Genomic DNA, 15,215 nt, shown 5'->3' on the forward strand with positions numbered 1-15,215 from the left:
ATCGTATCTCCCCTGTGGTGAATGGTGTGAGCGGTGCTGGCGGGGCCGGCTGCGGAACTTCGAAGGGTGCCGATTTTCGCACGCCATGCCGCCAAGGCAAAGCGCAAAAGCCTCGCTGCGTCAGGAGGCTATTGACCACGGTCGATTCTCGCGTAGAATACGCAGCGCTCGGTGAGGCCCGATATAGGGCGTCGAGGGCCGTGCGAAGGCCGGCGGGGTGTAGCGCAGTCTGGTAGCGCGCCTGCTTTGGGAGCAGGATGTCGGGGGTTCGAATCCCTCCACCCCGACCACAACCTTTTGTTTATGCTGAGAAAAAAGCAAATCGGGGTTGCGGTCGGACGCCATGGAACGTAGAATGCGCCCATAGCTCAACCGGATAGAGCAACGGCCTTCTAAGCCGTAGGTTGCAGGTTCGAGTCCTGCTGGGCGTGCCAGTCTGGCGTGGAAGTGACCTTCGGTTCGAGCAGTGTCGATATGGTGGATGTAGCTCAGTGGTAGAGCCCCGGATTGTGGCTCCGGTGGTCGTGGGTTCGATCCCCATCATCCACCCCATTCGACTTCCTTACGTGGTTCCCGGTTTGCAATGGTGGATGTAGCTCAGTGGTAGAGCCCCGGATTGTGGCTCCGGTGGTCGTGGGTTCGATCCCCATCATCCACCCCATTGCACCGTTTTCTTTACTCAGCTCGTTTTCCCGTCTCCCTCTTCTTGTATGCCTCGAACGGCTCATTCCGCTCGGGTGTCGCCTGATGTGCTATCGGTGCCATTCATGTCGAGAGGACAGGGTAGCGCCATCAACTTTGCCCGCTGCCCTTGTAAAATGCCCGGGCGCCCCAATCCTGTAGGCGTAACGCTTGCCAGCGTCGGGCGGGATTCTTAGAATCTCTCTTTTACATTCACGCTTCCCAAGAACGCCCCAGTCGGTAGAGGACCATTCATGCAAGTTTCCGTCGAAACGACCTCCCAGATCGAGCGCCGTGTCACGTTCCAAGTGCCCGCCGCCGAGGTCGACGAGGCCGTCGAAGCCCGCCTCAAGGACACGGCGAAGAACATTCGCCTCAACGGTTTCCGTAAGGGCCGGGTACCTATGTCCGTGGTGCGCCAGCGTTATGGCCGCGGCGTGCGCGACGAGGTCGTGGGCGAGCTGATGCGTGAGCGCTATGTGCGTGCGATCACCGAGCAGAACCTCAATCCGGCCGGTTTCCCGAGCATCGAGCCCAAGGTCGATGAAGAGGGCAAGGACCTCGAGTTCGTGGCTTCCCTCGAAATCTACCCGGAGATCGAACTTGCCTCGATCGAGGGCACCGAAGTCGAGCGTCCTGTCGTTGAGGTCAGCGACGCCGACCTCGAGGAGATGATCGAGACCCTGCGCAAGCAAAATGCCTCCTGGGAGGAGGTCGATCGCGCCGCCGAAGAGGGCGATCAGGTCAAGCTCGACTTCCAGGGCTTCCTCGGTGACGAGCCCTTCGAGGGTGGCAGTGCCGAGGGGCATGAGCTGGTGCTGGGCTCCGGCAATTTCATCCCCGGCTTCGAGGAGCAGCTCGTCGGCGCTCAGGCGGGCGAGGAGAAGGAGATCAAGGTCACCTTTCCCGAGGATTACCAGGCAGAGCATCTGGCCGGTCAGGAAGCTACCTTCAAGGTCAAGGTGCATGCCGTGAAGGGCCAGGTCCTTCCCGAAATCGACGATGAGTTCATCAAGCGCTTTGGCGTGGAAGACGGCGACATCGAGAAATTCCGCGCCGAAGTAAAGAAGAACATGGCGCGTGAAGCCAAGCAGGCCGTCGACAACCGGATCAAGCAGCAGGTTCTCGAAGCACTGAAAAAGGCCAACGATGTGCCTGTGCCCCAGGCTTTGGTGCAGCAGGAGACCGATACACTCAAACGTCAGGCGGCCCAGCAGTTCGGCCTGGGAGAGGATTTCGACGTCTCCCAGTTGCCCAACGAGCTGTTCTCAGAGCAGGCCAAGGGGCGCGTCCAGGTCGGCCTGCTGTTGGCCGAAGTGATCAAGCAGGGCGAGCTGGATGCCAGCGACGACGAGATTCGCGCCAAGGTCGAGGAGCTTGCCGAGCAGTACCAGGAGCCGCAGCAAGTCATTGACTATTATATGGGCAACGACCAGCTCAAGACTCAGGTCAAGTCGGCTATTCTCGAAGAGAAGGCTGTCGACAAGCTGTTGCAGCAGGCTACCGTCAAGAACGTGGAGATGAGCTACCAGCAGGCGCTTGCCGCTGCCCAGCAGCAGGGTGAGCAGGCCGAAGAGGGCGAGGAAGAAGCCAACAGCTGATACGGTGGCAAGGCCCGATCTGTCGGTCGCCGAAGGGCGAACGGCAGGTCGGTCGAGAGGCGCTTCCATTCATCGGATGCAAGGACATCACACTGATGAGCAACGAGTTCGAGACCCGAAACGCCGGCGGCCTGGTGCCGATGGTGGTTGAGCAGAGCGCACGCGGCGAGCGGGCCTACGATATCTACTCCAGGCTGCTGAAGGAGCGTGTGATCTTTCTGGTGGGGCCGGTGGAGGATCACATGGCCAACCTGATCGTGGCGCAACTGCTGTTCCTTGAGTCCGAGAATCCGGACAAGGACATCCACCTCTATATCAATTCTCCTGGCGGCGCCGTTACCGCCGGGATGTCGATTTATGACACCATGCAGTTCGTCAAGCCCGATGTCTCCACCGTGTGCATCGGCCAGGCGGCCAGCATGGGGGCGTTGCTGCTGGCTGGCGGCGCTGCAGGCAAGCGCTACTCGCTGCCCCACTCACGGATGATGATTCACCAACCGTTGGGCGGCTACCAGGGCCAGGCGGCAGATATCGAGATTCATACCCGCGAGATACTGGGTATCCGGGACAAGCTCAACCGTATCCTTGCCCATCATACCGGTCAGGATATCGAGACGATCGCCCGGGATACGGACCGCGACAACTTCATGAGCGGCACTCAGGCAGTGGAATATGGTCTGATCGACGCCGTACTGGATAAGCGGCCCACATCCTGATAGCGTGAAATCAAGCACGCTTCAACTAAGTGATTAGCGGCGGCCGGCCCGGCCGCCGAAGTGACAGAGGTACGCGAATGGCCGACGGCAAAGGCAAGGACGAAGGCGGCAAGCTGCTCTACTGCTCGTTCTGTGGCAAGAACCAGAACGAGGTGCGCAAGCTGATTGCCGGTCCGTCCGTCTATATCTGCGACGAGTGTGTCGACCTGTGCAACGACATCATTCGCGAGGAAGTTCTCGATGCCGATGCCGAGAGCGATGAGGAGCGTCTGCCCGTTCCCCGCGAGATTCGTCGCACCCTGGACGAATACGTCATCGGCCAGGACCGCGCCAAGACGGTGCTGTCCGTGGCCGTCTATAACCACTACAAGCGTCTTCGCGCCGGCATCAAGGGCGATGACGTGGAACTCGGCAAGTCCAACATTCTGCTGATCGGGCCTACCGGTAGCGGCAAGACGCTGCTGGCGGAGACAATGGCGCGGCTGCTCAATGTGCCCTTCACCATCGCCGACGCCACTACGCTCACCGAAGCGGGCTATGTCGGAGAGGACGTCGAGAACATCATTCAGAAGCTGTTGCAGAAGTGCGACTACGATGTGGAGAAGGCCCAGCGAGGCATCGTCTACATCGACGAGATCGACAAGATCTCGCGCAAGTCGGATAACCCCTCGATCACCCGTGATGTCTCGGGCGAGGGCGTGCAGCAGGCGCTGCTGAAGCTCATCGAGGGCACTACGGCTTCCGTTCCGCCGCAGGGGGGGCGCAAGCATCCGCAGCAGGAGTTCCTCCAGGTCGATACCGGCAACATCCTGTTCATCGTCGGCGGTGCCTTCGCCGGCCTCGATAAGGTCATTCGTGATCGTGCCGAGAAGGGTGGCATCGGCTTCAGCGCAGAGGTGAAGAGCAAGGACGAGACCAAGGGCGTAGGCGACCTGCTCGCCGACGTCGAGCCGGAGGATCTGGTCAAGTTCGGCCTGATTCCCGAGTTCGTCGGGCGTCTGCCGGTCATTGCCACGCTGACCGAGCTCAGCGAGGATGCTCTGATCCAGATTCTCACCGAGCCCAAGAACTCTCTGGTCAAGCAGTATGCCCGTCTGTTCGACATGGAGGGGGTCGAGCTCGAGTTTCGCGAGGATGCGCTGCGCGCCGTAGCGAAGAAGGCCATGGCGCGCAAGACCGGTGCTCGTGGGTTACGCTCCATCCTCGAGTCGGTACTGCTCGATACCATGTACGAGATCCCATCCATGGAGGGGGTATCCAAGGTGGTCATCGATGCGTCGGTCATCGCCGGTGACAGCGAGCCGCTGCTGATCTATTCGCAGCAGGACCAGCGGGTGGACGGCACTGACGGTTGAGGCCAGGCGGCCTTGGCTGCCTGCCCAAGACGAAAAGGGGTCGCTCGGGCGGCCCCTTTTCACGTTCGCCAGCGCATTCCCCTTGCAATGGTGGCGGCGCGCCCCCATCCCCCTTGTTATCTATCGATTTCTGTTTGAGGAACGTCTGCGATGCAGCAGAACGCCGTTCAGACCTTGAGTCTGCCCCTACTACCTCTGCGCGACGTGGTCGTATATCCGCAGATGGTGATCCCGCTGTTCGTCGGGCGCGAGAAGTCAATCCAGGCGCTCGACGCCGCGATGGCATCCGACAAGCGTGTATTGCTCGTCGCTCAACGCGAAGCCGGGCAGGATGACCCCGGTACCGACGACCTCTTCACCATTGGCACCGTTGCCGAGATTATGCAGCTTCTCAAGCTGCCCGATGGCACCGTCAAAGTGCTGATCGAGGGGGTTTCTCGCGCCGATCTGCGAGAAGTCCATCATACCGACGGCCACAGCATGGCCGAGGCCGTGCTGCGCGACAGCGAGCCGCTGAGCGAACGCGAGCAGGAGGCGCTGGTTCGGGTGCTGCTCAACCAGTTCGAGCAGTACGTCAAGCTGTCCAAGAAGGTGCCCAACGAGGTGCTCAATTCGCTCTCCGGCATCGAGGACCCGAGCCGTCTGGTTGACACCATCTGCGCTCACCTCTCGCTCAAGATCCAGGACAAGCAGCAGCTGCTTGAGATGGATCGTGTGCGCGAGCGCATCGAACACCTGATGGCGCTGATCGAGTCTGAGATCGACCTGCTGCAGGTGGAAAAGCGCATACGCTCCCGGGTCAAGGACCAGATGGAGAAGTCGCAGCGCGAGTATTACCTCAACGAGCAGATGAAGGCCATCCAGAAAGAGATGGGCGAGCTCGAGAACGTGCCCAACGAAGCCGAGAAGTACGAAAAGGCGATCGAGGAGTCGGGCATGCCCAAGGAGGCACGCGACAAGGCGGTTCAAGAACTGGGCAAGCTCAAGATGATGTCGCCGAGTTCTGCCGAGGCCACGGTCGTGCGCTCCTACCTGGACTGGCTGATCTCGGTGCCGTGGAAGAAACGCACCCGGGTCAAGCATGACTTGGTACACGCCCACAGGGTGCTGGACGAAGACCACTATGGGCTCGACGAGGTCAAGGAACGCATCCTCGAGTACCTCGCCGTGCAGAAGCGTGTGAAGAAGCTCAAGGGGCCCGTGCTGTGCCTGGTCGGTCCGCCGGGGGTGGGCAAGACCTCGCTGGGACAGTCGATTGCACGGGCCACCAATCGCAAGTACGTGCGCCTGGCGCTGGGTGGCGTGCGCGACGAATCGGAGATTCGCGGGCATCGCCGTACCTACATCGGCTCGCTGCCGGGCAAGCTGATTCAGCGTATGAGCAAGGCCGAGGTCAAGAATCCGCTGTTCCTGCTCGACGAGGTCGACAAGATCGGCATGGACCATCGTGGCGACCCCGCCTCGGCGCTGCTGGAGGTGCTCGATCCGGAGCAGAACGACAAGTTCAACGATCATTATCTCGAGCTTGATTACGACCTCTCCGAAGTGATGTTCATCTGTACCGCCAATTCGATGAACATTCCCGGACCCTTGCTCGATCGCATGGAGGTCATCCGCCTGCCCGGTTATACCGAGGACGAAAAGCTCGCCATTGCTCGGCGCTACCTGGTACCCAAGCAGCTCAATGCCAACGGTTTCAAGGAAGATGAGCTCGCGTTCTCCGACGAATCGCTGCTCGAGTTGATCCGCTACTTTACCCGCGAGGCGGGGGTGCGTGAGCTCGAGAGGCAGATCGCCAAGGTGTGCCGCAAGGTGCTGCGCGAGCGGCTCGAGTACGAGGGCAAAGGGGCTCAGGCGCCAGCGCTGCTCTCCGCGGCAGACATCGAGGCCTACGCCGGTGTGCGCCGGTACAGCTATGGCCTGGCCGACAAGGAGGACCAGGTAGGGCGCGTGACCGGCCTGGCCTGGACATCGGTGGGTGGAGAGCTGCTCAATATCGAGTCGGTCGTCACTCCGGGCAAGGGGCGCATCAACAAGACCGGCTCGCTGGGTGACGTGATGAAGGAGTCCGTCAGTGCGGCCCACACCGTCGTACGTGCCCGTGCTGCGACGCTGGGCATCGACCCGGAGCGCTTCGAGAAGGAAGACCTGCATATCCACGTGCCTGAGGGCGCGACGCCCAAGGATGGTCCTAGTGCAGGTATCGCCATGGTCACCGCCATGGTGTCGGCTTATACCGGACGGCCAATACGCTGCGACCTTGCCATGACCGGAGAAGTGAACCTGCGTGGCGAAGTGATGCCGATCGGTGGGCTAAAGGAGAAATTGCTGGCGGCACGGCGCGGTGGTATAAAGATCGTGCTCATTCCGGAAGAGAACCGCCGGGACCTCAAGGAGGTGCCGGATAATATCAAGGATGCGCTGGATGTCCGGCCCGTCCGCTGGATCGACGAAGTGCTGGAGTCGGCCCTTGCCGAAAGGACCGGTAATGGTGGGGAAGAATCACGAACGGAAGATTCGGCTTCTTCTTCCAGCATGATCAGTACGCATTAACGATAATTGCTGTGTCATACTCGGGTGCAGAACCCGAGTATGACGCGGTTTGGCGCCGCAGTTGCTTGACACCTCTTTTGCAGCATTGCTATAAACTGCCAGCCATGCTGTGATCGAGTTGCCGGGCGAAAGGTACGCCGATTAGAGCCATTTTCTGAAACAGTCAAGGGGTGAAGTGTGAACAAATCCGAGCTGATCGAAGCCATCGCCGCGTCTGCCGATATTCCCAAGGCCGCTGCGTCTCGCGCACTGGATGCCATGGTCGACACGGTCTCAGAAAGTCTCAAGAAAGGTGACAGTGTGTCTCTCGTCGGATTTGGTACTTTCTCGGTGAAAGAGCGTGCCGCCCGTACAGGCCGCAATCCGCAGACAGGCCAGCCGATCCAGATCAGCGCAGCCAAGGTGCCGACTTTCAAGGCCGGCAAGGCGCTCAAGGACTCCGTGAACTGAGTCAACGGATTATTTGCGCCGAAGGCCCGAAAGCGGGCGAAGCCACTCGGCAGCAAACGATCAGGCGCACCGCTTCGGCGGTGCGCCTTCTTTTTTCGTCTCGGCAACGCCGTCCCCTTCTGGACGAGCAGGGCTGTCGTGATGGCCCGCGGCGACCCGTCGCCGTATAATACGGCGCCACAGCCAGCCAATAATCAGCAATCGAGGCCTGCATGCTGCAAAGTATTCGTGACCGCTCCAGAAGCTGGGGCGCCAAGATCATCGTAGGGGCCGTGGTGGTAACCATGGCGCTGTTCGGTGTCGAGTCCCTGGTGGGGCTGTTCGGCGGTGGTGGTGACGAGGTCGCCAAGATCAACGGCGAGACCATCACCCGCCAGGAGCTGGAAATGGAAGTGCAGCGTGCGATCCGTTCCGGTCAGGTACCTCCAGAGCAGGAGCGGGCTCTGCGTGGCCAGGTGCTCGACGAGATGATCGGTGAACGCCTGTTGCTCGCTTTCGCCGAAGACGGTGGGCTTTATCTCTCTGACGAGCAGCTCGACCAGGTGATCGTGACGTTACCCGAGTTCCAAGATCAGAGCGGTCGTTTCGATACCGATCTGTTCCGTAACCGCCTGGCGAGTGCCGGCTTCACGCCGACCTCGTTCCGGGCGGCGCTACGCGTCGACCTGAAGCGCCAGCAACTTCAGCAAGGGCTCGCGGTCAGTGATTTCGTTCTCGAAAGCGAGCGTGAAGCCCTGGCATCGCTGCAACGTCAGGTACGCAGTTTCCGCTATCACACACTTTCGGCGGCGGATCTCGCTGAGCCCGTTCAAGTCAGCGAAGCCGAGCTGGAGGCTCATTACCAGGAGAACCGCGAGAGTTATCAGCGCCCTGAGCAGGTTCGACTCGAGTACGTCATCGTCGACCGCCAGGAGATGGCCGAGCAGGTCGAGGTTGAGGAAGAGGCGATACGCCAGGCGTGGGAAGAGCGTGGTAGGGATGCCGACCGCCGTGTGTCGCATATCATGGTCACTTTCGATGGCGAGCGCAGCCGCGATGAAGCGATTGCGCGCCTTGAAGAGGTGCGTGAGCGCTTGGCTGAGGGGGAGTCGTTCGACGAGCTGGCCCTCGAATACTCAGATGACCCCTCAACGGCCGAGCAGGGTGGCGATCTAGGAGTGATCAGCCGCGGTTTCTTCGGCGATGCCTTCGACGAAGCTGCCTTCGCGCTCGCACCAGGCCAGGTATCGAGTATCGTCGAGACCGATAATGGCCTGCATCTGATCAAGGTGACTGGATTGGATCAAGCGCCGTTGGAGGAAGTGCGCGACGATATCGCACGTGAGCTGGCTCTCGACCAAGTGGCCGATGTATTCAATCGCCGGGTCCAGGCGCTCATCGACGAGAGTTTCGCGGCCGACGATCTGGCCAGCGTAGCCGAGAGCCAGGAGCTCGAGCTGCATGAAAGTGAGTGGGTGTCACGAGAGGGTGGCGACGGGGTGCTTTCCGAACCCGGCGTCATGAGCGAGGCCTTCAGTAAGGATGTGTTGATCGAAGGTTTCAACAGTGAAGTCATCGAGCTCGACGAGGATCGCCGCATGGTGCTGCGCGTGGCCGAACATCGCGAGGCCACCGTGCTGCCGCTCGATGAGGTGCGCGATCGAGTGGCGGCTTCCGTAGAGCAGCGCAAGCAGCGCGAAGCGTTACTTGACCTGGCTCGAGAGCAGGTCGAGCGTCTGCGTGCCGGCGAGGTGCTCGAACTCGACTGGCAGCAGGTGGAGCGGGCGACCCGGCAGCAGGCCGACGTGCCACAGGCTATCGTGCAGGCTGCCTTCCGGCTTCCCCGCCCCGAGGGGGATGAGACTGTCTTTGGCCATACCGGCAACCAGGAGCGAGTCACCGTGATTGCGTTGGATAGCGTCGAGCCTGGTGAAGCAGACGAACAGACGGAAGCTTTCGTGGCGCGCATGGCGGAACAGTTGCGTGCCCAGGCTGCCATTCAGGGCTTGAGAAACCACCTGCGAGAGACGGCCGAGGTCGAGCGGTATTGATCGCTTGGCAACCCAAAGAAAAGGGGCGCTGGCCCCTTTTCTTTGGGTGAGTATTTATACCGTTATCTTGCACGCTTTCAGCTCATGTCCCAGGCTGGAGGTAAATGTTATGCATGTTATGCTATAACAATTTCCGACGGAGCTATCATGAGCACAGCACCTCTCACTGGGATTCCTGTCCATCTCTTTACCGGCTTCCTTGGCAGCGGCAAGACCACACTGATTCGCCGCTTGATCGAGCAGAAGCCGAAGGAGGAGCGCTGGGCGGTTCTGGTCAATGAGTTTGGCCAGATCGGCATCGACCAGGCCATGTTTGAGGCCCGTGACGATGTCATCGTGAAGGGGCTGCCCGGGGGCTGTCTGTGCTGCCAGCTGGCCTTTGTGCTACAGGCTACCCTGGTCAATCTGCTGCACCGCCACCGGCCCGACCGGCTCATCATCGAGCCGTCCGGGCTCGGTCATCCTGCCGGTCTGCTCGATGTGCTGCGCGGAGAGGCCTTTGCCAATATCCTCGAACTGCGCGATGTCGTCGTGCTGCTCGATCCTGCCCGGCTCGACGATCCCCGCGCACGTGAGCATGAAACGTTCAACGACCAACTGGCCATGGCCGATGCAGTCGCATTGACCAAGAGCGATCGGGCAACACCTGAGCAGTTGACGGCAGCTCTACATCACGCCGAGTCATTGTGGCCAGCCAAGAAGTGGGTGACCGAGGTTGCCCACGGCGAACTGCCGATTTCCCTGCTGTTGATGAGTGGTCGTCACCGGGAGGGGGCGCCGCACAGCGTGAGCAGCGGGCACGATTCACTTCGCGATGCGGCTCGACAGGTGGTAGTCCTGGATGGCTTCGACGAGGCTACGCCTCAGCCTGGAAAGCCGCTACAGCAGAGCGGCATGGCGCTTGGCTATCGTACCCTGAGCTGGCGTTGGAGTGCCGAGGACGTCTTCGACCTCGACTGCTTGACCCAGGTGCTGGACCGCTTGCCATCCAGGCTGCGGCTGAAGGGAGTCTTGCATACCGATACGGGCTGGAGGCTGTACAACCGCGGAGACGGGGCGGCGAGCCTTACCACCAGTGCCTGGCGCAAGGACTCACGCCTGGAGTTGATCGCTGAAGCGGAACACATGCCGCCAAGCGAAGAGACTCTTGCTGCCCTTCAGGCGTGCCGTCTGCAGGGGCGGAAGGGCGAGGTGCAGTAAGTAGTAAGTCGATGAGACTACAGCGCGAACTGGCGCAGTACCGGGTCGCCGTCGGGGCCGATCTCGACTTCCCAGCCCTGGCCTGGCTGCCAGTCGCCCAGCACGATACGACGCGCGGGTTGCTCGTCGACTTCGAGTTCGTGAACGGCGGGGCGGTGAGTGTGGCCATGGATCAACGTCGTCACACCATGATCGCGCATGGTACGCACGACCTCTTCGGGCGTTACGTCCATGATGTCATCGGCCTTGTTGGACGTCGCTTCCCCCGACTGCTGGCGCAAGCTGGCGGCCAGCTTGATACGTTCGTCCAGCGGCATGGCGAGTATCTGTTCCTGCCAGGCCGGGTTGCGGGCCTGGCTGCGAAAGGCCATATAGGCCTCGTCGCGGGTGCACAGACTGTCGCCGTGCATGAGCAGGACCGGCTCGTCGGCGAAACGCAACACAGCCGGGTCGGTGACGAGCTTGGCGCCGGCCGCAGCAGCGAAGCGATGACCGAGCAGGAAGTCGCGGTTGCCGTGCATCAGGTAGATGGCCGTGCCGGCATCTGCCAGCTTGCGCAGTGCACCTGCCACGCGTATGGCCAGCGCAGCGTTGCCGCTGGGGTCCTGGTCGACATGATCGAGCAGGTCGTCACCAATCCAGGCTTCGAAGAAGTCACCCAGGATGTAGAGTGCAGCGGCGTCTTGGGCGCGCCTGTCGAGCCAGCCGAGAAAGCCTTCGGTGACGTCGGGAGCGCTGGGGTGCAGATGCAGATCGGAAATCAGCAGGGTGGTGGTCATGGCCGTGTCTCATTGGCTCGGGTCGAACGAAAGGGCTCGCACAGAGCCTCGCGGCTGCACGCCCTTGCGCAGGGCGTGCAGACAGGTGGGTTCAGCTGTCGCTGGACTCGTCCTTGATATAGGCACGCTTGATGATCACGTCCTCGGCGGGTACGTCGGCGTGCATGCCGCGGCGCGTGGTTTCCACTGCCGTGATGCGCTCGATCACGTCCATGCCCTCGACTACCTCGCCGAACACGCAGTAGCCCCAGCCCTGGATCGACTTGCCGCTATGGTTGAGGAAATCGTTGTCGGCCACGTTGATGAAGAACTGCGCGGTGGCGGAGTGGGGGTCCTGGGTGCGGGCCATGGCCAGGGTGCCGGTAAGATTCTTCAGCCCGTTGTCGGCTTCGTTTTCGATCGGGTCGCGTGTGGGCTTCTGGTTGAAGTCCTGGTCGAAGCCACCGCCCTGGATCATGAAGCCCGGGATGACGCGATGGAAGAGCGTGCCGTCGAAGTGCCCGTCGCGCACATACTGCTCGAAATTGGCTGCGGTCTTGGGCGCCTGGTCATGGTTGAGGGCAATGGCGATGTCGCCGAAGCTGGTCTCGAGAATAATCATCGAAGTTTTCCTGTCCAAAAGGAGCGCGCCTTGGCGCCGTGCATGGGCGTGGCGTTATAATAGCGGTTTTGCATCGATGCGCGAAGCGCGTCGGGCCATCGTATCCGAGGCCCTTTTCCGATTCGCGATCCAACCAGAGGTTTGCCGCAACGACATGAGCACCGAAAACGCCAGTGCGCCGAATTTCATTCGTAACCAGATCCACGACGAGATCGAGGCCGGCCGTGCCGGCAAGGTCGTCACTCGCTTCCCGCCGGAGCCCAACGGCTTCCTGCATGTGGGGCACGCCAAGTCGATCTGTCTGAACTTCGGACTGGCCGAGCAGTTTGGTGGGGATTGTCACCTGCGCTTCGACGATACCAATCCGGCCAAGGAAGAGCAGGCCTACATCGATGCCATCAAGGCGGACGTCAGCTGGCTCGGCTTCGAGTGGGCCGGTTCGGTGCGCTATGCCTCCGATTACTTCGATCAGCTCTACGCCTGGGCGCAGCACCTGATTCGCGAGGGCAAGGCCTACGTCGACGACCTCTCGCCCGACGAGATCCGCGAGTACCGCGGTACCCTGACCGAGCCCGGCAGGCCGAGCCCATATCGTGATCGTAGCGCCGAGGAGAGTCTCGATCTGCTCGAGCGCATGCGTGCTGGCGAGTTCAACGAAGGTGAGCGGGTGCTGCGGGCCAGGATCGACATGGCTTCGCCTAACATCAACCTGCGCGACCCGATCCTCTACCGTATTCGCCACGCCCATCACCATCAGACCGGCGACAAGTGGAAGATCTACCCCTCCTACGATTTCACTCACGGTCAGTCGGATGCCATCGAGGGCGTGACCCACTCGATCTGCACGCTGGAGTTCGAGGATCACCGTCCGCTCTACGAGTGGTTCCTCGACAACCTGCCGGTGCCGGCCAAGCCGCGTCAGATCGAGTTCGCGCGGCTCAACATGAACTACACCCTCACGTCCAAGCGCAAGCTCAAGCTGCTGGTGGACGAGGGCATCGTCGACGGCTGGGACGACCCGCGCATGCCGACCATTTCCGGCATGCGCCGGCGCGGCTATACGCCGGCTTCCATCCGCAAGTTCTGCGAGATGATCGGCGTGACCCGTGCCGACGGCGGCCTGGTCGACATCGCCATGCTGTATCACGCCATCCGTTCCGACCTAGAGGACAACGCGCCGCGGGCCATGTGCGTGCTGAAGCCTCTCAAGGTGGTGCTGACCAACGTTGCCGAGGACTTCGAGGAGGTCTACGAGGTGCCGGGGCATCCGGCGCGTGACGACATGCCGGTACGCCGGGTGCCGTTCACGCGCGAACTCTATATCGACCAGGACGACTTCATGGAGGAGCCGCCGAAGAAGTTCTTCCGCCTGGCCCCGGGGCAGGAGGTGCGCCTGCGCAACTCCTACGTGATCCGCTGCGACGAGGTGGTCAAGGACAGCGCCGGCGAGATCGCCGAGCTGCGCTGCTCGGTAGATTTCGATACCCTCGGCAAGAACCCCGAAGGGCGCAAGGTCAAGGGCGTGATCCACTGGGTCAGCGCGGCCCATGCGGTACCCATGGAGGTGCGCCTCTACGACAACCTGTTCCTGGTCGAGCAACCGGACAAGGACAAGGATGCCGACTTCCTCGAGCATCTCAACCCCGAATCGCTGCAGGTCTGCCAGGCCATGGGCGAGCCGAGCCTGGCCGATGCGGCCCCCGAATCGCGCTTCCAGTTCGAGCGCGTAGGCTACTTCTGTGCCGACCGCCACGCTTGTCGCGACGGCAAGCGGGTATTCAACCGTACCGTTGGACTCAAGGACAGTTGGGCAAAGATACAGAAGAAGGGCTGACATGCAGATTTACAATACGCTGACGCGGCGCAAGGAGACATTCACACCGATCGAGCCGGGCAAGGTGCGAATGTACGTTTGCGGCATGACCGTCTACGACTACTGCCACCTGGGCCATGCCCGGGTGATGGTGGCGTTCGACGTGGTGACCCGCTATCTGCGCTGGCGTGATTATGACGTCACCTACGTGCGCAACATCACCGACATCGATGACAAGATACTCAAGCGCGCCGACGAGAATGGCGAGAGCATCGCTGCGTTGACCGAGCGAATGATCGATGCCATGCACGAGGACGAGGCACGCCTCGGTGTGCTGCGCCCGGATCAGGAGCCGCGTGCCACCGGGCACGTGCCCGAGATCATCGCCATGGTCAAGACGTTGATCGACAAGGGGTACGCCTACCCGGCCGTCAACGGCGACGTCTACTACCGGGTACGCAAGTTCGAGGGGTACGGCAAGCTCAACAATCGCAACCTCGACGAGATGCGCGCGGGCGCGCGGGTGGGGGTCGATGAGCATAAGGAGGACCCGCTCGACTTCGTACTGTGGAAGGCGGCCAAGCCGGGAGAGGCGAGCTGGCCCTCGCCATGGGGCGAAGGACGCCCCGGTTGGCACATCGAGTGCTCGGCGATGTCGACCTGCTGCCTGGGCGAAACCTTCGACATTCATGGCGGCGGGCCGGACCTGACCTTCCCGCACCACGAGAACGAGATCGCCCAGTCCGAGGCGGCCACCGGCAAGCCCTACGTGAATACCTGGATGCACGCCGGCGCGGTGCGAGTGGACCAGGAGAAGATGTCCAAGTCATTGGGCAATTTCTTCACCATCCGCGAGGTGCTCGAGGTTCACGACCCCGAGGTGGTGCGCTACCTGCTGGTGGCGAGCCACTATCGCAGCCCGATCAACTATGCCCCGGATTCGCTGGCCGAGGCGCGCAAGTCGCTGGAGCGGTTCTATACCGCTCTCGCAGGGCTGGACCTGGAGAGCGGAGAGCAGCCTGGCCAAAGTCAGGTCGACGGCCGCTTCGCGGAGCGCTTCACCGCCGCCATGGATGACGATTTCAATACGGCCGAGGCGCTCTCGGTGCTGTTCGAGCTGGCGCGTGAACTGAACCGTGCAAAGAAAGAGGCACCGGCTCTCGCGCCAGGCCTGGCACATGAGCTGCGCCGCCTGGGTGGTGTGCTGGGGCTGTTCGACCAGGATCCGCAGGCCTTTCTCAAGGGCGACCAGGCGGCGCTGCCGCTGTCCGAAACCGAGATTGAGGCGCGCATCGCCCAGCGGGCCGCAGCCAAGCAGGCCAGGGACTTCGCCAAGGCCGATGCTATTCGCGACGAACTCGCCGCACTCGGCATCGTGCTCAAGGACGCGCGCGAGGGCACGAGCTGGATCTTCGAATCGCCCAGACAGTGAGACC

At 61.6% G+C, this 15,215-nt stretch carries 11 protein-coding genes and 4 tRNA genes; 13 read left to right on the top strand and 2 right to left on the bottom strand.

Annotated features, from left to right (window positions below; translation table 11 throughout):
- Positions 1-213: 213 nt before the first annotated feature.
- From HBJ55_RS00225 to HBJ55_RS00275, 11 genes are all read left to right on the top strand, one after another.
- Positions 214-290: transfer RNA gene (locus HBJ55_RS00225), tRNA-Pro, on the top strand.
- A gap of 67 nt (positions 291-357) precedes the next feature.
- Positions 358-434, top strand: a tRNA-Arg gene (locus tag HBJ55_RS00230).
- 43 nt (positions 435-477) lie between these two features.
- Positions 478-552: transfer RNA gene (locus tag HBJ55_RS00235), tRNA-His, on the top strand.
- A gap of 34 nt (positions 553-586) precedes the next feature.
- Positions 587-661: transfer RNA gene (locus tag HBJ55_RS00240), tRNA-His, on the top strand.
- Positions 662-935: 274 nt separating this feature from the next.
- Positions 936-2,282: a trigger factor gene (gene tig, locus HBJ55_RS00245; RefSeq protein WP_167109858.1), complete on the top strand. Its 1,347-nt coding sequence runs from the start codon at positions 936-938 to the stop codon at positions 2,280-2,282.
- Positions 2,283-2,377: 95 nt separating this feature from the next.
- Complete coding sequence (gene clpP / locus HBJ55_RS00250; RefSeq protein WP_167109860.1) at positions 2,378-2,998, top strand: ATP-dependent Clp endopeptidase proteolytic subunit ClpP; 621 nt, start codon at positions 2,378-2,380, stop codon at positions 2,996-2,998.
- Between the two features lie 77 nt (positions 2,999-3,075).
- Positions 3,076-4,353, top strand: a complete 1,278-nt coding sequence (gene clpX / locus HBJ55_RS00255; protein ID WP_167109861.1) for an ATP-dependent Clp protease ATP-binding subunit ClpX — start codon at positions 3,076-3,078, stop codon at positions 4,351-4,353.
- A gap of 150 nt (positions 4,354-4,503) precedes the next feature.
- On the top strand, positions 4,504-6,906 hold the full coding sequence (gene lon, locus HBJ55_RS00260; RefSeq protein WP_167109862.1) for an endopeptidase La: 2,403 nt from the start codon (positions 4,504-4,506) through the stop codon (positions 6,904-6,906).
- 177 nt (positions 6,907-7,083) lie between these two features.
- Positions 7,084-7,356 (top strand): HU family DNA-binding protein, encoded by a 273-nt coding sequence (locus HBJ55_RS00265; protein ID WP_167109863.1) that lies wholly within the window; start codon positions 7,084-7,086, stop codon positions 7,354-7,356.
- A gap of 212 nt (positions 7,357-7,568) precedes the next feature.
- Positions 7,569-9,386: a SurA N-terminal domain-containing protein gene (locus tag HBJ55_RS00270; RefSeq protein ID WP_167109864.1), complete on the top strand. Its 1,818-nt coding sequence runs from the start codon at positions 7,569-7,571 to the stop codon at positions 9,384-9,386.
- Between the two features lie 147 nt (positions 9,387-9,533).
- A complete protein-coding gene (locus HBJ55_RS00275; protein WP_167109865.1) occupies positions 9,534-10,586 on the top strand; it encodes a CobW family GTP-binding protein in 1,053 nt (350 codons plus the stop codon).
- A 17-nt stretch (positions 10,587-10,603) separates the two neighbouring features.
- On the opposite strand, the gene HBJ55_RS00280 is transcribed toward HBJ55_RS00275, so the two are convergent.
- On the bottom strand, positions 10,604-11,365 hold the full coding sequence (locus HBJ55_RS00280) for a UDP-2,3-diacylglucosamine diphosphatase (RefSeq protein WP_167109866.1): 762 nt from the start codon (positions 11,363-11,365) through the stop codon (positions 10,604-10,606).
- Positions 11,366-11,456: 91 nt separating this feature from the next.
- Entirely contained in the window at positions 11,457-11,966 is a 510-nt protein-coding gene (locus HBJ55_RS00285; protein ID WP_167109867.1) for a peptidylprolyl isomerase, read from the bottom strand.
- Positions 11,967-12,120: 154 nt separating this feature from the next.
- Here HBJ55_RS00285 and HBJ55_RS00290 point away from each other — a divergent pair, with 154 nt between their 5' ends.
- Both HBJ55_RS00290 and cysS read left to right on the top strand, forming a co-directional pair.
- Entirely contained in the window at positions 12,121-13,800 is a 1,680-nt protein-coding gene (locus HBJ55_RS00290) for a glutamine--tRNA ligase/YqeY domain fusion protein (RefSeq protein WP_167109868.1), read from the top strand.
- A 1-nt stretch (position 13,801) separates the two neighbouring features.
- A complete protein-coding gene (gene cysS / locus HBJ55_RS00295; protein WP_167109869.1) occupies positions 13,802-15,211 on the top strand; it encodes a cysteine--tRNA ligase in 1,410 nt (469 codons plus the stop codon).
- The last annotated feature ends 4 nt before the right edge of the window (positions 15,212-15,215 follow it).

Origin of the sequence: Billgrantia bachuensis, assembly GCF_011742165.1 — a bacterium.
Lineage (GTDB): Bacteria > Pseudomonadota > Gammaproteobacteria > Pseudomonadales > Halomonadaceae > Halomonas > Halomonas bachuensis.